This is a genomic window from Brevundimonas sp. GW822-FHT03E11 (assembly GCF_058801445.1).
In genome coordinates this window covers 337,917-353,360 of sequence record NZ_JBXANG010000003.1, presented here as the reverse complement: position 1 = coordinate 353,360, position 15,444 = coordinate 337,917, and the positions used below count along the sequence as shown (strand labels likewise).

Below are 15,444 nucleotides of genomic sequence, written 5' to 3'. Positions count from 1 at the left end.
GGCTCCTCGCGGCGATGCAGTCCCGCCTCAGATGCTGAAATCCTCGGTCGAGAACCGGCCGTCCAACCAGGCCACGATCCGTTCCGCCGCATCTTCGGCCGACATGGTCGTGGTGTCGACGACGATCTCGGGCGCCTCGGGCGCTTCATAGGGGCTGTCGATGCCGGTGAAGTTCTTCAGTTCGCCGGCGCGGGCCTTCTTGTAGAGGCCCTTGACGTCGCGTTGCTCAGCGACGGCCAGGGGCGTGTCGACATGGACCTCGACGAACTCGCCCGGACCCAGCAGCTCACGGGCCATGCGGCGTTCGGCGCGGAAGGGGGAGATGAAGCTGACCAGGACGATCAGCCCGGCGTCCACCATCAGTTTCGACACCTCGGCGACGCGGCGGATGTTCTCGACCCGGTCCTCCTCGGTGAAGCCCAGGTCGCGGTTCAGGCCGTGGCGGACGTTGTCGCCGTCCAGCAGATAGGTGTGGCGGCCGTCGGCATGCAGCCGCTTCTCGACCAGGTCGGCGATGGTGGACTTGCCGGCGCCGGACAGGCCGGTCAGCCAGATCACCCTGCCCTTTTGGTTCTTGATGGCCGCGCGCGAGCCCTTGTCCACCGACAGGGCCTGCCAATGGATGTTGTGGGCGCGACGTAGGGCGAAATGCAGCAGGCCCGCCCCGACCGTTCGATTGCTGATGCGGTCGATCAGGATGAAGCCGCCGAGGTCCTTGTTCTGAGCGTAGGGGGCGAAGGCGACGGGGGCGTCCAGCGACAGGTTGCAGACCCCGATCTCGTTCAGCTCCAGCCGTTTGGCCGGCTGCTGCTCCAGGGTGTTGACGTTCACCTTGTGCTTGGGCTCGGTGATGGTCGCCCCGACCAGCTTGGCGCCGATCTTCAGCAAGTAAGGCCGCCCCGGCAGCAAGGGTTCGTCGTCCATCCAGACCACCGTGGCCTCGAACTGGTCGGCGGCCTCCGGCGGGGCGTCGGCGCCGGCCAGGACGTCGCCGCGCGAGACGTCGATCTCGTCGGCCAGGGTCAGGGTGATCGACTGTCCGGCGACCGCCTGGGCCAGGTCGCCGTCGGCGGTGACGATGCGGGCGACGCTCGAGGTCTTGCCCGACGGCAGGACGCGGACGGGATCGCCGGGGCGCACCGTGCCGGCGGCGATCTGGCCGGAGAAGCCGCGGAAGTCGAGATTGGGCCGGTTGACCCATTGCACCGGCAGGCGGAAGGGATCGGCCTGAAGATCGTCCCCGACCTCCAGCGTTTCCAGCAGACTCATCAGCGGCGGGCCGGCGTACCAGGGCGAATGAGCGCTGGCTTCGGTGATGTTGTCGCCGCGCAGGGCGGACATCGGGATGGCGTCGAAGGCCTGGAGCCCGATCTGGTCGGCGAAGGCGGAGAAGTCGGCGACGATGGCGTCGAACACGGACTGGGACCAGCCCATCAGGTCCATCTTGTTCACCGCCAAAATGACGTGGCGAATGCCCAGCAGGCTGACCAGATAGGCGTGCCGCCGCGTCTGGGTCAGGACGCCGCGCCGGGCGTCGATCAGGATGACGGCCGCGTCGGCGGTCGAGGCGCCGGTGACCATGTTGCGGGTGTACTGTTCGTGACCCGGCGTGTCGGCGACGATGAATTTGCGCTTTTCGGTCGAGAAGAAGCGGTAGGCCACGTCGATGGTGATGCCCTGTTCCCGCTCGGCGGCCAGGCCGTCGACCAGCAGGGCGAAGTCGATGTCGCCCCCTTGCGTGCCGACGCGGCGGCTGTCGGCCTCCAGCGCCGCCATCTGATCCTCGAAGATCATCTTGGAGTCGTACAGCAGCCGGCCGATCAGGGTGGACTTGCCGTCGTCGACGCTGCCGCAGGTGATGAAGCGCAGCAGGCTCTTGTGCTGGTGGGCGTCCAGATAGGCGTCGATGTCGCGGGCGATGAGGTCGGACTGGTGAGCCATCAGAAATAGCCCTCCTGCTTCTTCTTCTCCATCGAGGCGGACTGGTCGTGGTCGATCATCCGGCCCTGGCGTTCAGAGGTGGTGGTCAGCAGCATTTCCTGAATGACCTCGGGCAGGGTCGAAGCCGTGCTCTCGACCGCCCCGGTCAGGGGGTAGCAGCCCAGGGTGCGGAAGCGGACGGACTTCATCTGGGGCGTCTCGCCGGGCCGCAGGCGGAAGCGGTCGTCATCGACCATGATCAGGGCGCCGTCGCGCTCCACCACCGGCCGTTCAGCGGCGAGGTACAGAGGCACGATGGGGATGTTCTCCAGATGGATGTATTGCCAGACGTCCAGTTCGGTCCAGTTGGAGATGGGGAAGACGCGGATGCTCTCGCCCGGCCGTTTGCGGGTGTTGTAAAGCCGCCAGAGCTCGGGTCGCTGGTTCTTTGGGTCCCAGCGGTGTTCAGCGGTGCGGAAGGAGAAGATCCGCTCCTTGGCCCGCGACTTCTCCTCGTCGCGCCGGGCGCCGCCGAAGGCCGCGTCGAAGCCGTGGAGGGACAGAGCCTGTTTCAGCCCCTCGGTCTTCCACAGGTCGGTGTGCAGGGCCGATCCGTGGTCGAACGGATTGATGCCGCGCGCGAGGGCTTCCGGGTTCTGGTGCACCAGCAGTTCGACGCCCAGGTCTGCGGCGGCCTGTTCGCGCATGGCGTACATGGCGCGGAACTTCCACGTCGTATCGACGTGCAGCAGGGGGAAGGGCGGCGTGGACGGATAGAAGGCCTTCCTGGCCAGATGCAGCATCACCGCCGAATCCTTGCCGATCGAATACAGCATGACCGGGCGCTCGGCCTCGGCCGCCACCTCCCGCATGATGTGAATGCTCTCGGCCTCCAGGCGCTGAAGATGGGTCAGCCGCGAAGGGCTGATCGCCAAGGGTCGGATCGGGGTCGGCTGTTCAGTCAGAATGGCGGCGTCCACCAGGTCAGGTCTCCATCGAACCCTGACGTGAAAGCCCAGCATGCAATGGGTCGCAAGCGAATGATACTGTCGCCCGTCGAGAGATTTGCACCTGACGGGCGAACGGCCAAGCCTGGGCGGAACCTGAGCCGCATGTGGCGGCTTTATGGCCGAAAGGGGATTCCATCATGAAAACGCTCGCCCGCCTCGCCCTGTCTCTGAGTCTTTGCGGCGCCTTGGCCGCCTGCGTCACGGCCCCTTCGCCGTCCGAATATCGGGCGCCGCAGCCGCTGAAGGCGATCGAAATCGACCGACTCTGGTCCGGGCGTTGGCATGAGGTGGCGCGCCTGCCGGACCGGCTGACCGACGGCTGCGTCGCCGGCGCCTCGGCCTATCGCCCGCTGGGCGGAGACCGAATCGCGGTGCGCGACACCTGTCAGATCGGCACGCCCGAAGGGAAGGAGAAGGCGATCAGCGGCGACGGACGCATCCTGGACCCCGGAACGAACGCCAAGCTGCGCGTGCGCTATCTGCACGGCTTCGTCACCTGGGACTTCTGGGTGCTGGACCGCGCCGACGACTACAGCTGGTTCATCTCGACCGATCCCACCTTCCACCGCCTGTTCATCTACACGCGGGACGTGCCGAGCGCGGCCGAGATCAAGGCCCTGACGGATCGCGCGCGCGCCCTGGGCTATGACGTGAGCCGCCTGGAATACCCCGCCCTTCCGGCCCGCTGAGGATCAGGGTCGGCGACGCATAACGTCGCTGTCGCGTTTTTGGGTCTAGATTTACGTCACGTCACGCGAACAATTGGGACACGCCCGTCGGCAATCGTGGCGCTTTCGCAGGTGATTGACCGCCACACGGTTGACCCGACGGACCGGCTTCGTTCATCACGAAGACGGGTGGAAACGCACAGACCGGAGAATCGGCGAGCATGGGTTTGGTAGCGAATATTCGCAGGGACGTGAGGTTCGCGCGGGGCCTGTTCCGTCTGCTCAAGCGCATCAAGCCGATCGAGCTGGATAGCGACGTCCTGCTGTGCGACGACTTCGAAGAGGCCGTCGACAAGTTCGCCGACAACATCGCCGTCGAGGACGAGCGCCGCAGCCTGACCTATCGCGACCTGGACGCCATGGCGAACCGCTTCGCCCACTGGGCCAAGAGCCGGGGCCTGCGCCGCAGCGACACCATCGCCCTGATGATGACCAACCGGGTCGAATATCTGGCGGCCTGGATCGGCTTTTCGAAGGTCGGGGTGGCCACCGCCCTGATCAACACCAATCTGACGGGCCAGGGCCTGGCCCACTGCCTGACCATTTCCAATGCCTTCCAGGTCGTCGCGGACGAGGACTGCTGGCGCCAGATCGAGGACGCCCGCCCCCTGGTCGGCCACAATCTGATGCTGTGGGTTCTGGGCCTGGACGACGAGGACGAGAACAGCGAACGCCGGGGCCTGGACAAGCCGGTGCGCGGCGGCTCTTCGGTGCGCCCCGCCCGCAGCGGACGCGAGGGTCTGACGAACCGCGACACGGCCCTTTACATCTACACCTCCGGCACCACCGGCCTGCCCAAGGCCGCCCGCATTCCGCATTCGCGCGCCCGCACCTATATGCGCGCCTTCGCCGGGGCGACCCGTTCGACCCCAAAGGACCGCATCTTCAACGTCCTGCCGCTCTACCATTCGACCGGCGGTCTGGTGGGCGTGGGCGCGGCCCTGCTGAACGGCGCGCGCCTGGTGATCCGCAAGAAGTTTTCAGCCAGCAGCTTCTGGCCGGACGTCGTGGCGTCGGGCGCCACCATGTTCGTCTATATCGGCGAACTGTGCCGTTATCTGGTGAACTGTCCGCCCCAGGCCTATGAGAAGAAGCACAAGCTGCGCTTCGCCTTCGGCAACGGCATGCGCGGCGACGTCTGGCCTGAGTTCCAGAGCCGGTTCAACATTCCCGAGGTGCTGGAGTTCTACGGCTCGACCGAGGGCAATGTCTCCCTGTTCAACTTCGACGGAAAACAGGGCGCCATCGGCCGCGTCCCCAGCTATCTGAAGAAGCAGATCAACATCCGTCTGGTTCAGTGCGACGTCGAGACTGAACAGCCAGTTCGGGGGCCCGACGGCCTGTGCCGCCTGGCCCGCGTGGGCGAGATCGGCGAAGCGATCGGCGAAATCGGCAACGACATCCGTCACGACTTCTCGGGCTATGCCGACAAGGCCGCCTCTCAGAAGAAGATCCTGACCGACGTGTTCAAGAAGGGCGATCGCTGGTTCCGCACCGGCGACCTGATGCGCCAGGACGCCGAGGGCTACTTCTATTTCGTCGATCGGATGGGCGACACCTTCCGCTGGAAGGGCGAGAATGTCTCGACCTCCGAGGTCGAACAGGTTCTGATGGATGCGCCGGGCGTGGCCGAAGCCATCGTTTACGGCATTCCCGTGCCCGGCCAGGAAGGCAAGGCGGGGATGGCCGCCCTGGTGATCGAAGGCAAGTTCGATCCCAAGACCTTCGCCGACCACATCAATGGCAAACTGCCAGCCTACGCCCAACCCGTCTTCCTGCGAATGATCGAGGCAGCCGAGACCACCGGCACCTTCAAATATCGCAAGTCCGACCTTGTGGCCGACGGTTTCGATCCCGAAAGGGTCGGGGCGTCCCTGTATGTGCGCGGCGGCAAGAGCGGCTATCAGAAGCTGACTGCGGCGGCGCGCACGGCCATTCTGAACGGTGAAGGCCGGCTTTGACGGCGGCTGGACGGCGTTTGGCGAAACGCCGTCTTAATCAATAACCGCCATGGTCGACGCCTCTCCGTCTAGGATGTCGCGTCCCCATGTTTCAGATCATCGGCATTGTGCTGCTGTTCGGCCTCGTCTTCGGCAGCTACGCCATCTCCGGCGGCAAGTTCGAAGTCATCATCCACGCCGCCCCGCACGAACTGATGGCCATCGGGGGGGCCGGCATCGCCGCCTTCCTGATCTCCAACTCCCTGCCCGTGATCAAGGGGTCGATGGGCGGCCTGGGCAAGACCTTCGCCGGACCGAAATGGAAGAAGCAGGACTATAAGGACCTCTTGTCCCTGCTGTTCCAGCTGACCAAGACGATGAAGTCCAAGGGCGTGGTGGCCCTGGAAAGCCACATCGAAAAGCCCAAGGAATCGACGATTTTCCAAAAGTACCCCAAGGTGCTGAAGGATCACTTCGCCGTCGACTTCATCTGCGACACCCTGCGGATGATGACGATGAACCTGGAAGATCCGCACCAGGTCGAAGACGCGATGGAAAAACAGCTCGAGAAGCACCACCACGAGCATCTGGAAAACGCCCACGCCCTGCAGAACCTAGCCGACGGCCTGCCCGCCCTCGGAATCGTGGCCGCCGTGCTGGGCGTCATCAAGACCATGGGTTCGATCACCGAACCGCCCGAGGTGCTGGGCACCATGATCGGCGGGGCCCTGGTCGGCACCTTCATGGGCGTGTTCCTGGCCTATGGTCTGGTCGGTCCGTTCGCCGCGCGCCTGACGGCCATCATCAACGAAGAAGCGGCCTATTATAAGATCATCCAGTCGGTCCTGGTGGCCCACCTGCACGGCAATGCGGCCCAGATCTCGGCCGAGATCGGCCGGGGCGACATCCCCTCCTCCCTCCAGCCGTCCTTCAGCGAGATGGAAGAAACGCTGAACAACGTGTCGAACGACTGAACCGGAACACGCCCCAGGCCGGGGTGTTTTCGTCCTGATCTGCGCCGTCGCGATCGCCGCTTGCCCCGGCCTTTGCGGCGGCGCTATCGTTTCGGGCAAGGCCTCAGACCTTGCGAACCGCCTTCTGGAGGATTGTCATGCGCATCACCGCCCTCATCGCCGCCTCGGCCGCCGCCCTCGCCATCGCCGCCTGTTCCAAGGCCCCCGAGGAAAAGGCCGAGGAGGCCGCCAGCGACGCGGTCGAAGCCGCCGGAACCGCCGCCGACGCCGCCCTGACTGCGGACCAGGCCGCCGCCGCAGCCGCCGCCGCCGCCAATGAGGCGGCCCAGGACGCCGACGCCGCGAACGCGGCCACGACGCCGACCGAAACTCCGCCCGTCGACGCCGCCCATTCGGAAGCGGCCAAGCCGGCCGAGCCGGCGCACGACGCCGGTCATGACGCCGGCCACTAAGGTCCAGACCCCGTCTAAAGGCCGCTCCGTTCGGGGCGGCCTTTTTCGTTGCGGCCGTCCGGGTGTACAGCCGCGCCATGAGTTCCCAAGACGCCTCCCCCCGACTGACCTGGACCGAAGAGGGCGAGCCGCGCTCGGGCCGGTTCGGCGACGTCTATTTCTCGCGCGACGACGGTCTGGCGGAAAGCCGCGCGGTCTTTCTCCAGGGATGCGATCTGCCGGAGGCCTGGGCGGGCCGTCAGGGCTTCACCGTGGCGGAACTGGGGTTCGGAACGGGGTTGAACATCGCCGCCGTGCTGGACCTGTGGCGACGGACGCGGCCTGAGGGCGCACGGCTGAACGTCTTTTCCGTCGAGGGTTTTCCCCTGACCGTCGAGGAAGCCCGTCGCGCCCTGAGCAATTGGCCGGAACTGGCCGAGCCGGCCGAGGCCCTGCTTGAGGCCTGGCCGGAGGCGACGCCCGGCTTCCACCGGGTCGATCTGCCGGGGTTTGACGCCGTGCTTGATCTCGCCGTCGGCGACGTAGGCTGGGCGCTGGATCAATGGAGCGGGACCGCCGACGCCTGGTTCCTGGACGGCTTCTCTCCCGCCCTGAACCCCGACATGTGGTCGCCGCAGGTCCTGGACCGGATCGCAGAACGATCCGCGCCCGACGCCCGTCTCGCCACCTTCACGGTCGCCGGCGCCGTGCGACGGGGATTGAGCGAGCGGGGCTTCGTCGTCGACAAGCGGCCGGGGCATGGGCGCAAGCGCGAACGGCTGGAGGCGCGACGGACGGGGCTGCCACAGGCCGAACACCGACCCCAGGTCGCGATCGTCGGGGCGGGCATAGCCGGCGCCTCGGTCGCGCGCGCCCTGGCGGCCGCGGGGCTGACGGCGGTGGTGATCGAGGCCGATCGGCCGGGCGCAGGCGGTTCGGGCTTCCCCGCCGGCCTGGCGACGCCGCGCCTGGATGCGGGAGACGCGGCCATCGCCGGCCTCTACGCCCAGGCGCTGGAACGGGCGCGACATCTGTACGACGCCACGCCGGGCGCCGTCCTGGGCCGAGGGGTGCTGCAACTGCCCCAGGCGGAGAGAGACCGGGCCCGCTTCGCCAAGATCGCCGACCAGCCCGTGTGGCGCGAGGGGGCCATGACGGTGATCGACGCCGCTGCGGCCGAACACCGTCTGGGCGAGGCCCAGGCCGACGGCGGTCTGATGATGGCCGACGCCCGCGTGGTTCGCCCCGCCGCCATTCTGGAGGCCTGGCTGGAAGGGACCCCCGTCCTGTCCGCGACTGTGGCGAGCATCCGGCGCGCGGGCGACCGCTGGGACCTGCTGGACGCCCAGGGTCGGATCATCGTCACGACCGACGCCGTCGTGGCGGCGGCCGGCTGGGGGGTCGAGGCCCTGCTGGAGACCGGCGGCCTGTCGCCCGTCCGCGGTCAGGCGGACTGGCGCGACGGCGCCTCGGTCGAAGGGGCGGCCTGGGGCGGCTATGTCGCCCCCACTGTGGGCGGCCTGCTGTACGGCGCGACCCACACGCGCGGAGACGTGGACCTGACCCCGCGCGACGCGGACAGCCGCCAAAATCTTGAGACATTGAAGGCCCGCCTGCCGCAACTGGCCGCGCGACTGTCGCAAGAGGGCGGGCGGCGCGTCGCCGTGCGCGCCACCACCCGCGACCGCCTGCCCGTCGCGGGTCTGAGGAGCGACGGCCTCCATATTCTGTCAGGTCTGGGATCGCGCGGCTTCTGCATCGCGCCCCTGCTGGGCGAACATGTCGCGGCCTTGATCGCCGGCCAGCCCTCGCCCCTCCCCGCAAGCCTGGCGGAACGGGTGTCGCCGGATCGCTTCTGAACCGCGCCTGCCGACGGACTTAACGAGATAGATCGTGTATCATCGCGCCAAGCTGAAAGGATACGCCATGCGCTTTACGCCGATCGCTCCCGCCCTCGCCTGCCTGCTGACCGGCGCCGCCTTGACGGGGTGCGCCGCCCCTGCCCCGCAGAAGACCCTCGCCGAGGCCGGGGCCGAGGCGGCGCGCTGCTTCCGCACCGATCAGGTCCGAAACTTCCGCGCCGAGCGGCCGGCGAACCTCTATGTGCGCTCGGTCCGCGGCGACGTGTTCGAGATCAACACCAGCGGCGGCTGCTGGGATCTGGATTCGGCTATCTCCATCGCCATCACGCCCACGGCCGGGGTGTCCGAAAACGTCTGCGTCGGCGATCCGGTCAACATCCTGGTCCCCAGCGCCACGCCGGGCAACCGCACCTGCCGCGCCTTCATCACCCGTTCCCTGACCGAGGCGGAGGTCGAGGCCCTGCCGGATCGCGCCCGCCCCTGACGCGACGCCGTGACCGCTTGAAATTGGCCGATCACGGGTATCAAATCGCCTCTTCTTGGGGAGGATATGATGCGCGGAATCGCCACATTCGCACTGATCGCCGGCCTGACTCTGACGGCCCAATCCGCTGCGGCCGAAAGCTGGAGCCGTTTTTCGGCGACGGATCGGATCGCCTATCTGGTCGATCTGGACCAGTTGAACGCCGTGGACGGCGTGGTCGCCGCCCGCTTCGCCCGTGTGCCGTCTCAGGGCGATGCGGCGGATCAAAGCCATGAGATCGAAGAGGTCTCGATCCGCTGTTCGGACGGGCAGTCGCGCACGACGACGAATGTGACGATCGGGGCCGACGGGGCGGAGACCGACCGCTACTCCGAGGAGACGCCGTGGGAGCCGTCTCCGGCCGGCGGCATCTACGGCGCCTTGAAGAGCTTCGCCTGCGACAGCATGCGGCCCAGGGGCGACACCTGGCCGACAATCGCCGCCTTCATCGCCGCGGGCCGCGGCAGCTGATAGGCTGAAAGCCTCCGCACACGGTGGATTTGTCGCGGATTTTCAAGCCTAGCGTCATGCAGACGGCACGCTTTCGTCGTCCACACGACATCGCCCCCCGCTACTGAGCGCCATTCAGCCAAGTTGGGGATAAAGATGGCGAACGAACTGAAGACGCGGCTGATGGCCGCGGCCGCCCTGAGCGGCGTCCTGGCCATGGGCCAGGCGGCCCAGGCGCAAAGCCAAGACGCCGGACCGACCGATCTGGACGAGATCGTCGTCACGGCCCAGCTGCGCGAACAGAAGACCATCGAGGTTCCGTTCGCCCTGACCGCCTATTCCGGCCAGTTTCTTGAGGACCTGGGCATTCAGGAGTTCGAACAGCTGTCGGCCTTCGTGCCGGGCTTCCTGGTGCAGAACCAGTCGCCGAACAACCCCGGCTTCGTGATGCGCGGCATCACCTCCGACTCGGGCGCCGCCACGGCCGAGCCCCGCGTCTCGGTGTTCCAGGACGGCGTGTCGATCTCCAAGTCGCGCGGCTCCTATGTCGAACTGTTCGACCTGGCGCGCGTCGAAGTCGCCAAGGGCCCGCAATCGACCCTGTACGGCCGCGGCGCCCTGATCGGGGCGGTGAACCTGGTCCAGAACCGCGCCGAGCCCGGCCAGACCGAAGCCTACGCCAATATCGAGGCGGGCAATGAAGACTATCGCATGGTCGAGGGCGCGCTGAACCTGCCGGTCGGCGAAACGGCCGGCCTGCGCCTGGCGACCCGGCTGAAGACCCGCGGCGGTTCGGTCGAGAACCTGCGGGGCGGCGACGACTTCAACGGCATCGAAACCAAGGCCGTTCGCCTGTCCGGCGCCTGGGCCCCGTCGGACGCCCTGCGTTTCGACGTGATCGGCAACTATCAGAACGACCACGCCTCGGGCACCTCGTTCAAGTCGATCGCCTATGCGCCGGCCGACCCGAACACGGGCGCCGTCCTGGGCGGCAAGGAGCCCTGGGAAGGCGCGGCCCTGACGCGCGGCGGCGCCTTCGACGGCGGCAAGGACCTGGGGCTGGATCGTGAAGTCTGGGGCGTGACCGGTCTGGCCCGGATCAATCTGAACGCCGCCTGGACCCTGAATTCGACCACCGCCTATCGCGAGTTCGACAACTACGAAACCTTCGACGCCGACGGCGTCTCCCTGCCCGTCCTGACGGCGGCGGAAGAGACCCATGGCGAACAATGGAGCCAGGATCTGCGCCTCGGCTTCGACAACGGCGGCCGCCTGACCGGCTTTGTCGGCGCCGGCTGGTTCCACGAAGAAGGCTATCAGCGCACCCCGGCCCAGTTCGACGAACGCCTGGCCCTGGCCCAGCTGGCCGGTCTGCTGGACGGTTCGCCGACGACGGTCAGCGACCGCACCCTGCCGCTCGCCGCCTATCCCACCGTGGCGCGCGGCGCCCTGGCCGCCCTGTTGACGCCCCTGGGCGCGGGCGCCCTGGCCACGCCGATCGCCGCCAATCTTGACCCGGCCCATATCGAGACCTCGACCAACCGGTCGGAGCTGACCTCCTATGACGTCTTCGGCGACGTCACCTACGCCTTCACCGACCGGTTCGAGATGTCGGCAGGCCTGCGTTACACCCGCGACGACAAGACCACCGGCTACGCCAGTTCGGTGGAGCGCCGTTCGGCCCTGGGCGCTCTTCTGGGTCTTCAGACCGGCGCCGTTCCCGCCACCCAAGTTCCCAGCTTCCTGGCGGCCCTGGCCAATCCGAGCTTCGCCGCCCTGCCCGCCGGCCTCTTCCCGCTGTTCGGTTTGACCGCCCAGCCGACGACCAACAACGGCGACTTCTCCTACTTCGACTCGGAAGACGACGGCCTGACCTGGCGCCTCACGGCCCGCTATGAACTGACCGACGAGACCAATCTGTACGCCAACTACGCCCGCGGTCGTCGCCCGGAAGTCATCAGCGCCTCGGGGCCGTCCGCGCCCAGCGGCGCGGCGCGCTTCACCCCGGTCGATGCGGAAACCGTGGACAGCTATGAGGTCGGCGCCAAGTCGGCCCTGCTGGACGGCCGCCTGCGCGTCGACGGCGCGGTCTTCCTGTACAACTACGAAAACTTCCAAACGACGATTCAGCAAGGCACGCAGTTCATCACGACGAACGCGGGCGAGGCCAAGTCTTACGGCTTCGAAGGTCAGGCGAACTTCGCCGTGGCCTCGACCTTGGACCTGTTCGCCACCTATGCCTACAACCACTCGCGCTTCGAGAACGGCATCTACGACGGAAATCAGTTCCGCCTGTCGCCTGACCACGCCGCCTCGATCGGCGCGACCTGGCGCCTGCCGACGACGGGCGGCGAGATCGAGGTCCAGCCGACCTACACCTGGCAGTCCAAGGTCTTCTTCAGCGACGACAACGACATCCCCGCCCTGCAAACGCAGAACTTCGTCGCGGACCTGATCCAGGACGAATATCAGGACGCCTATGGCCTGCTGAACATTCGGGTCCGCTATACGCCGGAAGGCGGAAACTGGGGCCTCGAAGCCTTCGGCGAAAACGTCCTGGACGAGAAGTACATCAAGGACGCCGGCAACACCGGCGACGCCCTGGGCATGCCGACCTTCATCGCCGGTCATCCGGCGGCCTATGGTCTGGTGTTCAAGCTGAAGCTGTAAGGATCGAACGATGAAACTGGATCGCCGCAGCCTCCTAGGTCTGTTGGGCGCGGGGGCGGCGACGCCCGCCGTCGCCCAGGCCGCCCATGCCGGTCAGGTCGCCTTCCTGCACGGCGTGGCGAGCGGCGATCCCGATCATCATTCGGCCGTCTTCTGGACCCGCGTCACCCCGGCCGATCCGTCGGCCGGGGATATCCCGGTCGTTCTGGAAGTGGCCAAGGACGCCGAATTCACCGACATGGTGCGCCGCACCGCCGACCTGACCGCCCGGGCCGAGCGCGACTTCACCGTCAAACACGATCTGCATGGGCGCGGCCTGGAGCCCGGCCATGAGTATTTCTACCGGTTCATCGCCCGCGGCGTGACCTCGCCCGTCGGTCGGGTCCGCACCCTTCCTCTGGGCGCCACGCCCCAGGTGAACCTCGCCGTGGTGTCGTGCCAGCTGTATCCGGGCGGCCTGTTCAACGCCTATGAGGCCATCTCCCAGTTGGATCGACTGGACGCCGTCGTCCACCTCGGCGACTACATCTATGAATACGGCGCCGCTCCGAACGACTACGGCATGAATACCGGTGCGCCGCTGGGCCGGTCGCCCCTGCCGCCGCATGAGATCGTCAGCCTGGCCGACTATCGAACGCGCCACGCCCAGTACAAGACCGATCCCGACCTTCAGGCCGCCCACGCCCGCGCCGCCTTCATCTGCGTCTGGGACGACCACGAGGTCGCCAACGACACCTGGATGCGAGGCGCCGAGAACCATCAGCCCGCGACCGAAGGCGACTTCGCCGCGCGCAAGGCGGCGGCTCTACGGGCCTATTTCGAATGGATGCCGATCCGCGAAGCCCGCCCCGGGACCATGAAGGAGGCGATCAACCGCAGCTTCCACTTCGGCGACCTGGCCAGCCTGCATATGGTCGAGACCCGGCTGCTGGCCCGCGTCGAACAGATGGAGTTCGCCGACATTCCCAAGACCGCCGACGGGCGGCCGGACCTCGACGCCTTCGAGGCCCAGCGCCAGGACCCGTCGCGCGATCTGCTGGGCGAGCCCCAGCGCCGCTGGCTGGGCGAGGCCATGCGCCAGTCCAAGGCCGCCGGCCGGCCGTGGCAGATCCTGGGTAATCAGGTCATTATGGCCCGGGTCAAGGGGCCGAACATTGAACAGATGGTGCCCCCCGCCCAGCTGGCCCAGATGGTCTCCGGCCTGCCCGACGACGTCCGCCCCCAGGTCGAGACCGCCATCCAGCTGTTCAGACTGGGCCTGCCGTTCAACCTGGACAGCTGGGACGGCTATCCGGCCGGACGCGAGCGTCTGTACGAGACCATGAAACAGGCGGGGGTCGAGCCCATCGTCCTGGCCGGCGACAGCCACGCCTTCTGGGTCAATGAACTGTATGACAACGGAGGGGAGCGCCGGGCGGTCGAGTTCGGAACCTCGGCCATTTCCAGCCCCTCGCCCGGCGACCATGTCGGCGGCCTGCCCCTGGGTCTGGCGCTGCAAGCCGCCAATCCCGAGGTCAAGTTCTGCGACCAGTCGGCCAAGGGTTTCGTGCTGCTGACCCTGGAGCGGGATCAGGCCGTCGGCGAACTGCGCACCGTCTCCACCATCCTGGCCAAGCCGTATGAGAACCGTACGCTGAAACGCTATCGTCTGGCGCGGACTGAGACGGGCCTGGGGCCGTTGGAAGACGTCACCGCACCCGCCTGATCGCCGCCACCGCAAGGGCAGCTCCCAAGAAACACAGGGCGGCGGCCACGAACAGGCTGCGCAAGCCCAGATCCAGCCGCTCCAACAGGACCAGAGCGATCAAGGGGGCGATCGCCTGGGGCAGGGTCACGGCCAGGTTGATCAGGCCCAGATCCTTGCCCCGATCCTGAGCCGAGGGAAGGACGTCGGTCATCAAGGCGATATCGACGGCGCCGTAGCAGCCTTGGCCCAGGCCATAGAGGGCGAAGGCGATCAGGACCAGGGTCCAGTCCGGGGTCGCCGCCATGACGGCCGCTGCGATCGTCAGCAGGACCGCCCCCGTCACCCCCAGGGGCTTTCGCCGCGTCACACGCGACCCGTTGACGGCGACCACGGCGCTGACCGCGACCACCCCGACCACGGCGATGGCGGTGACAAGGGAATGACCCGCCTCAGCCGTCCGGCCGGGGAACAGCCGAGCAAAGCCGATGGCGTCGGCGATGTAGAAGAGCAGATAAAAGGCCACCAGCGAATAGCCGGTGACGACCAGGAAACGATAGGACCAGGCCAGGCTGAAGTCGCGGGTTGCAAAGGGCCTGAGCAGGCTCGCCAGGGAGAAGCCCGAAAACACCGGGCGGACCTGCGCCGACGGCGGCGGGTCTTCGCGCGCCAGCAGGGCGAAGGGCACGGTGGCCGCCGCGACGACGGCGGCCAGGACCGCCAGCCGCGCCGCCTCGCCCTGCGGTCCCCAGGCCATGACCACCGACCCGATCATGGCGGCCAGAGGATAGCCCATGCCCATGACGGCCGACATGGCGCTGCGCCGGTTTTCCGGCACCCGATCAGCGAAGAGGGCCAGGAGCGGCGCCAGCAGGATGTTGAACGCCAGTTGAAACCCGACGAGCGCCAGAACGAAGCCGACGGGTGTCGATGCGCGATGAAGGCCGGCGTAGCTGGCGATCGTCAGCACCGCGCCGATGATGATCCAGGGCCGTCTGCGCCCGTGTCTGGACCGGGTGCGGTCGCTGAGGGCGCCGCCGATGATGTTGCCGACCCCGGCCGCCATACAGCCCCAGAACAGGGCCTGACTGAGCAGGGGGCCTTTGGCCTCGCCGCCGATAAGCTCGGCGTGGAGAGGCGCAAGCACCTGAAGCAGGGGCGCCACGCCGATGAAGCCGCCGATATAGGCGACGGCGTAGCCGAAGAGGAAGGCCGGCCCGGCCGGCCGGGTTGGAATGCCGGCGGCCACGGG

Annotated in this window: 12 protein-coding genes; 9 read left to right on the top strand and 3 right to left on the bottom strand. The window is 67.4% G+C overall.

Annotated elements, in window-relative coordinates; genetic code table 11:
• Window positions 1–27: 27 nt before the first annotated feature.
• Window positions 28–1,941, bottom strand: a complete 1,914-nt coding sequence (gene cysN, locus AC1RKE_RS07055) for a sulfate adenylyltransferase subunit CysN (protein WP_348684985.1) — start codon at window positions 1,939–1,941, stop codon at window positions 28–30.
• Window positions 1,941–2,900 carry a sulfate adenylyltransferase subunit CysD gene (gene cysD, locus AC1RKE_RS07050; RefSeq protein WP_191557951.1) on the bottom strand — a complete coding sequence of 320 codons (960 nt, stop codon included), beginning with the start codon at window positions 2,898–2,900 and terminating at the stop codon, window positions 1,941–1,943. Before cysD ends, cysN begins: the two co-directional genes overlap by 1 nt.
• A 167-nt stretch (window positions 2,901–3,067) precedes the next feature.
• On the opposite strand from cysD, the gene AC1RKE_RS07045 reads away from it, so the two are divergent.
• From AC1RKE_RS07045 to AC1RKE_RS07005, 9 genes are all read left to right on the top strand, one after another.
• Window positions 3,068–3,619: a lipocalin family protein gene (locus AC1RKE_RS07045; protein WP_395941854.1), complete on the top strand. Its 552-nt coding sequence runs from the start codon at window positions 3,068–3,070 to the stop codon at window positions 3,617–3,619.
• Window positions 3,620–3,819: 200 nt separating this feature from the next.
• Window positions 3,820–5,619: a long-chain-acyl-CoA synthetase gene (locus tag AC1RKE_RS07040; protein WP_152950835.1), complete on the top strand. Its 1,800-nt coding sequence runs from the start codon at window positions 3,820–3,822 to the stop codon at window positions 5,617–5,619.
• 86 nt (window positions 5,620–5,705) lie between these two features.
• Window positions 5,706–6,572: a flagellar motor stator protein MotA gene (gene motA / locus AC1RKE_RS07035; RefSeq protein WP_054766474.1), complete on the top strand. Its 867-nt coding sequence runs from the start codon at window positions 5,706–5,708 to the stop codon at window positions 6,570–6,572.
• A gap of 137 nt (window positions 6,573–6,709) precedes the next feature.
• On the top strand, window positions 6,710–7,024 hold the full coding sequence (locus tag AC1RKE_RS07030; RefSeq protein ID WP_054766475.1) for a hypothetical protein: 315 nt from the start codon (window positions 6,710–6,712) through the stop codon (window positions 7,022–7,024).
• Between the two features lie 77 nt (window positions 7,025–7,101).
• The gene (gene mnmC2, locus AC1RKE_RS07025; protein ID WP_348683976.1) at window positions 7,102–8,862 is read left to right on the top strand and encodes a tRNA (5-methylaminomethyl-2-thiouridine)(34)-methyltransferase MnmC2; all 1,761 of its coding nucleotides are present in this window, start codon (window positions 7,102–7,104) and stop codon (window positions 8,860–8,862) included.
• Window positions 8,863–8,929: 67 nt separating this feature from the next.
• Complete coding sequence (locus tag AC1RKE_RS07020; RefSeq protein WP_395941853.1) at window positions 8,930–9,349, top strand: DUF6491 family protein; 420 nt, start codon at window positions 8,930–8,932, stop codon at window positions 9,347–9,349.
• A 69-nt stretch (window positions 9,350–9,418) separates the two neighbouring features.
• Window positions 9,419–9,859, top strand: a complete 441-nt coding sequence (locus AC1RKE_RS07015) for a hypothetical protein (RefSeq protein WP_287396443.1) — start codon at window positions 9,419–9,421, stop codon at window positions 9,857–9,859.
• Between the two features lie 135 nt (window positions 9,860–9,994).
• A complete protein-coding gene (locus AC1RKE_RS07010) occupies window positions 9,995–12,508 on the top strand; it encodes a TonB-dependent receptor (RefSeq protein WP_348683971.1) in 2,514 nt (837 codons plus the stop codon).
• Between the two features lie 10 nt (window positions 12,509–12,518).
• Window positions 12,519–14,213: an alkaline phosphatase D family protein gene (locus AC1RKE_RS07005; protein WP_348683970.1), complete on the top strand. Its 1,695-nt coding sequence runs from the start codon at window positions 12,519–12,521 to the stop codon at window positions 14,211–14,213.
• On the opposite strand, the gene AC1RKE_RS07000 is transcribed toward AC1RKE_RS07005, so the two are convergent.
• Window positions 14,197–15,441: an MFS transporter gene (locus AC1RKE_RS07000; protein WP_395941852.1), complete on the bottom strand. Its 1,245-nt coding sequence runs from the start codon at window positions 15,439–15,441 to the stop codon at window positions 14,197–14,199. The genes AC1RKE_RS07005 and AC1RKE_RS07000 overlap by 17 nt on opposite strands.
• Between the last annotated feature and the right edge of the window lie 3 nt (window positions 15,442–15,444).

What these genes read in the sequence shown, in the direction of transcription:
- cysN (WP_348684985.1), bottom strand. Translation starts at nt 1,941, where the DNA reads ATGGCTCACCAGTCCGACCTCATCGCCCGCGACATCGACGCCTATCTG.
- AC1RKE_RS07045 (WP_395941854.1), top strand. Translation starts at nt 3,068, where the DNA reads ATGAAAACGCTCGCCCGCCTCGCCCTGTCTCTGAGTCTTTGCGGCGCC.
- AC1RKE_RS07040 (WP_152950835.1), top strand. Translation starts at nt 3,820, where the DNA reads ATGGGTTTGGTAGCGAATATTCGCAGGGACGTGAGGTTCGCGCGGGGC.
- motA (WP_054766474.1), top strand. Translation starts at nt 5,706, where the DNA reads ATGTTTCAGATCATCGGCATTGTGCTGCTGTTCGGCCTCGTCTTCGGC.
- AC1RKE_RS07030 (WP_054766475.1), top strand. Translation starts at nt 6,710, where the DNA reads ATGCGCATCACCGCCCTCATCGCCGCCTCGGCCGCCGCCCTCGCCATC.
- mnmC2 (WP_348683976.1), top strand. Translation starts at nt 7,102, where the DNA reads ATGAGTTCCCAAGACGCCTCCCCCCGACTGACCTGGACCGAAGAGGGC.
- AC1RKE_RS07020 (WP_395941853.1), top strand. Translation starts at nt 8,930, where the DNA reads ATGCGCTTTACGCCGATCGCTCCCGCCCTCGCCTGCCTGCTGACCGGC.
- AC1RKE_RS07015 (WP_287396443.1), top strand. Translation starts at nt 9,419, where the DNA reads ATGCGCGGAATCGCCACATTCGCACTGATCGCCGGCCTGACTCTGACG.
- AC1RKE_RS07010 (WP_348683971.1), top strand. Translation starts at nt 9,995, where the DNA reads ATGGCGAACGAACTGAAGACGCGGCTGATGGCCGCGGCCGCCCTGAGC.
- AC1RKE_RS07005 (WP_348683970.1), top strand. Translation starts at nt 12,519, where the DNA reads ATGAAACTGGATCGCCGCAGCCTCCTAGGTCTGTTGGGCGCGGGGGCG.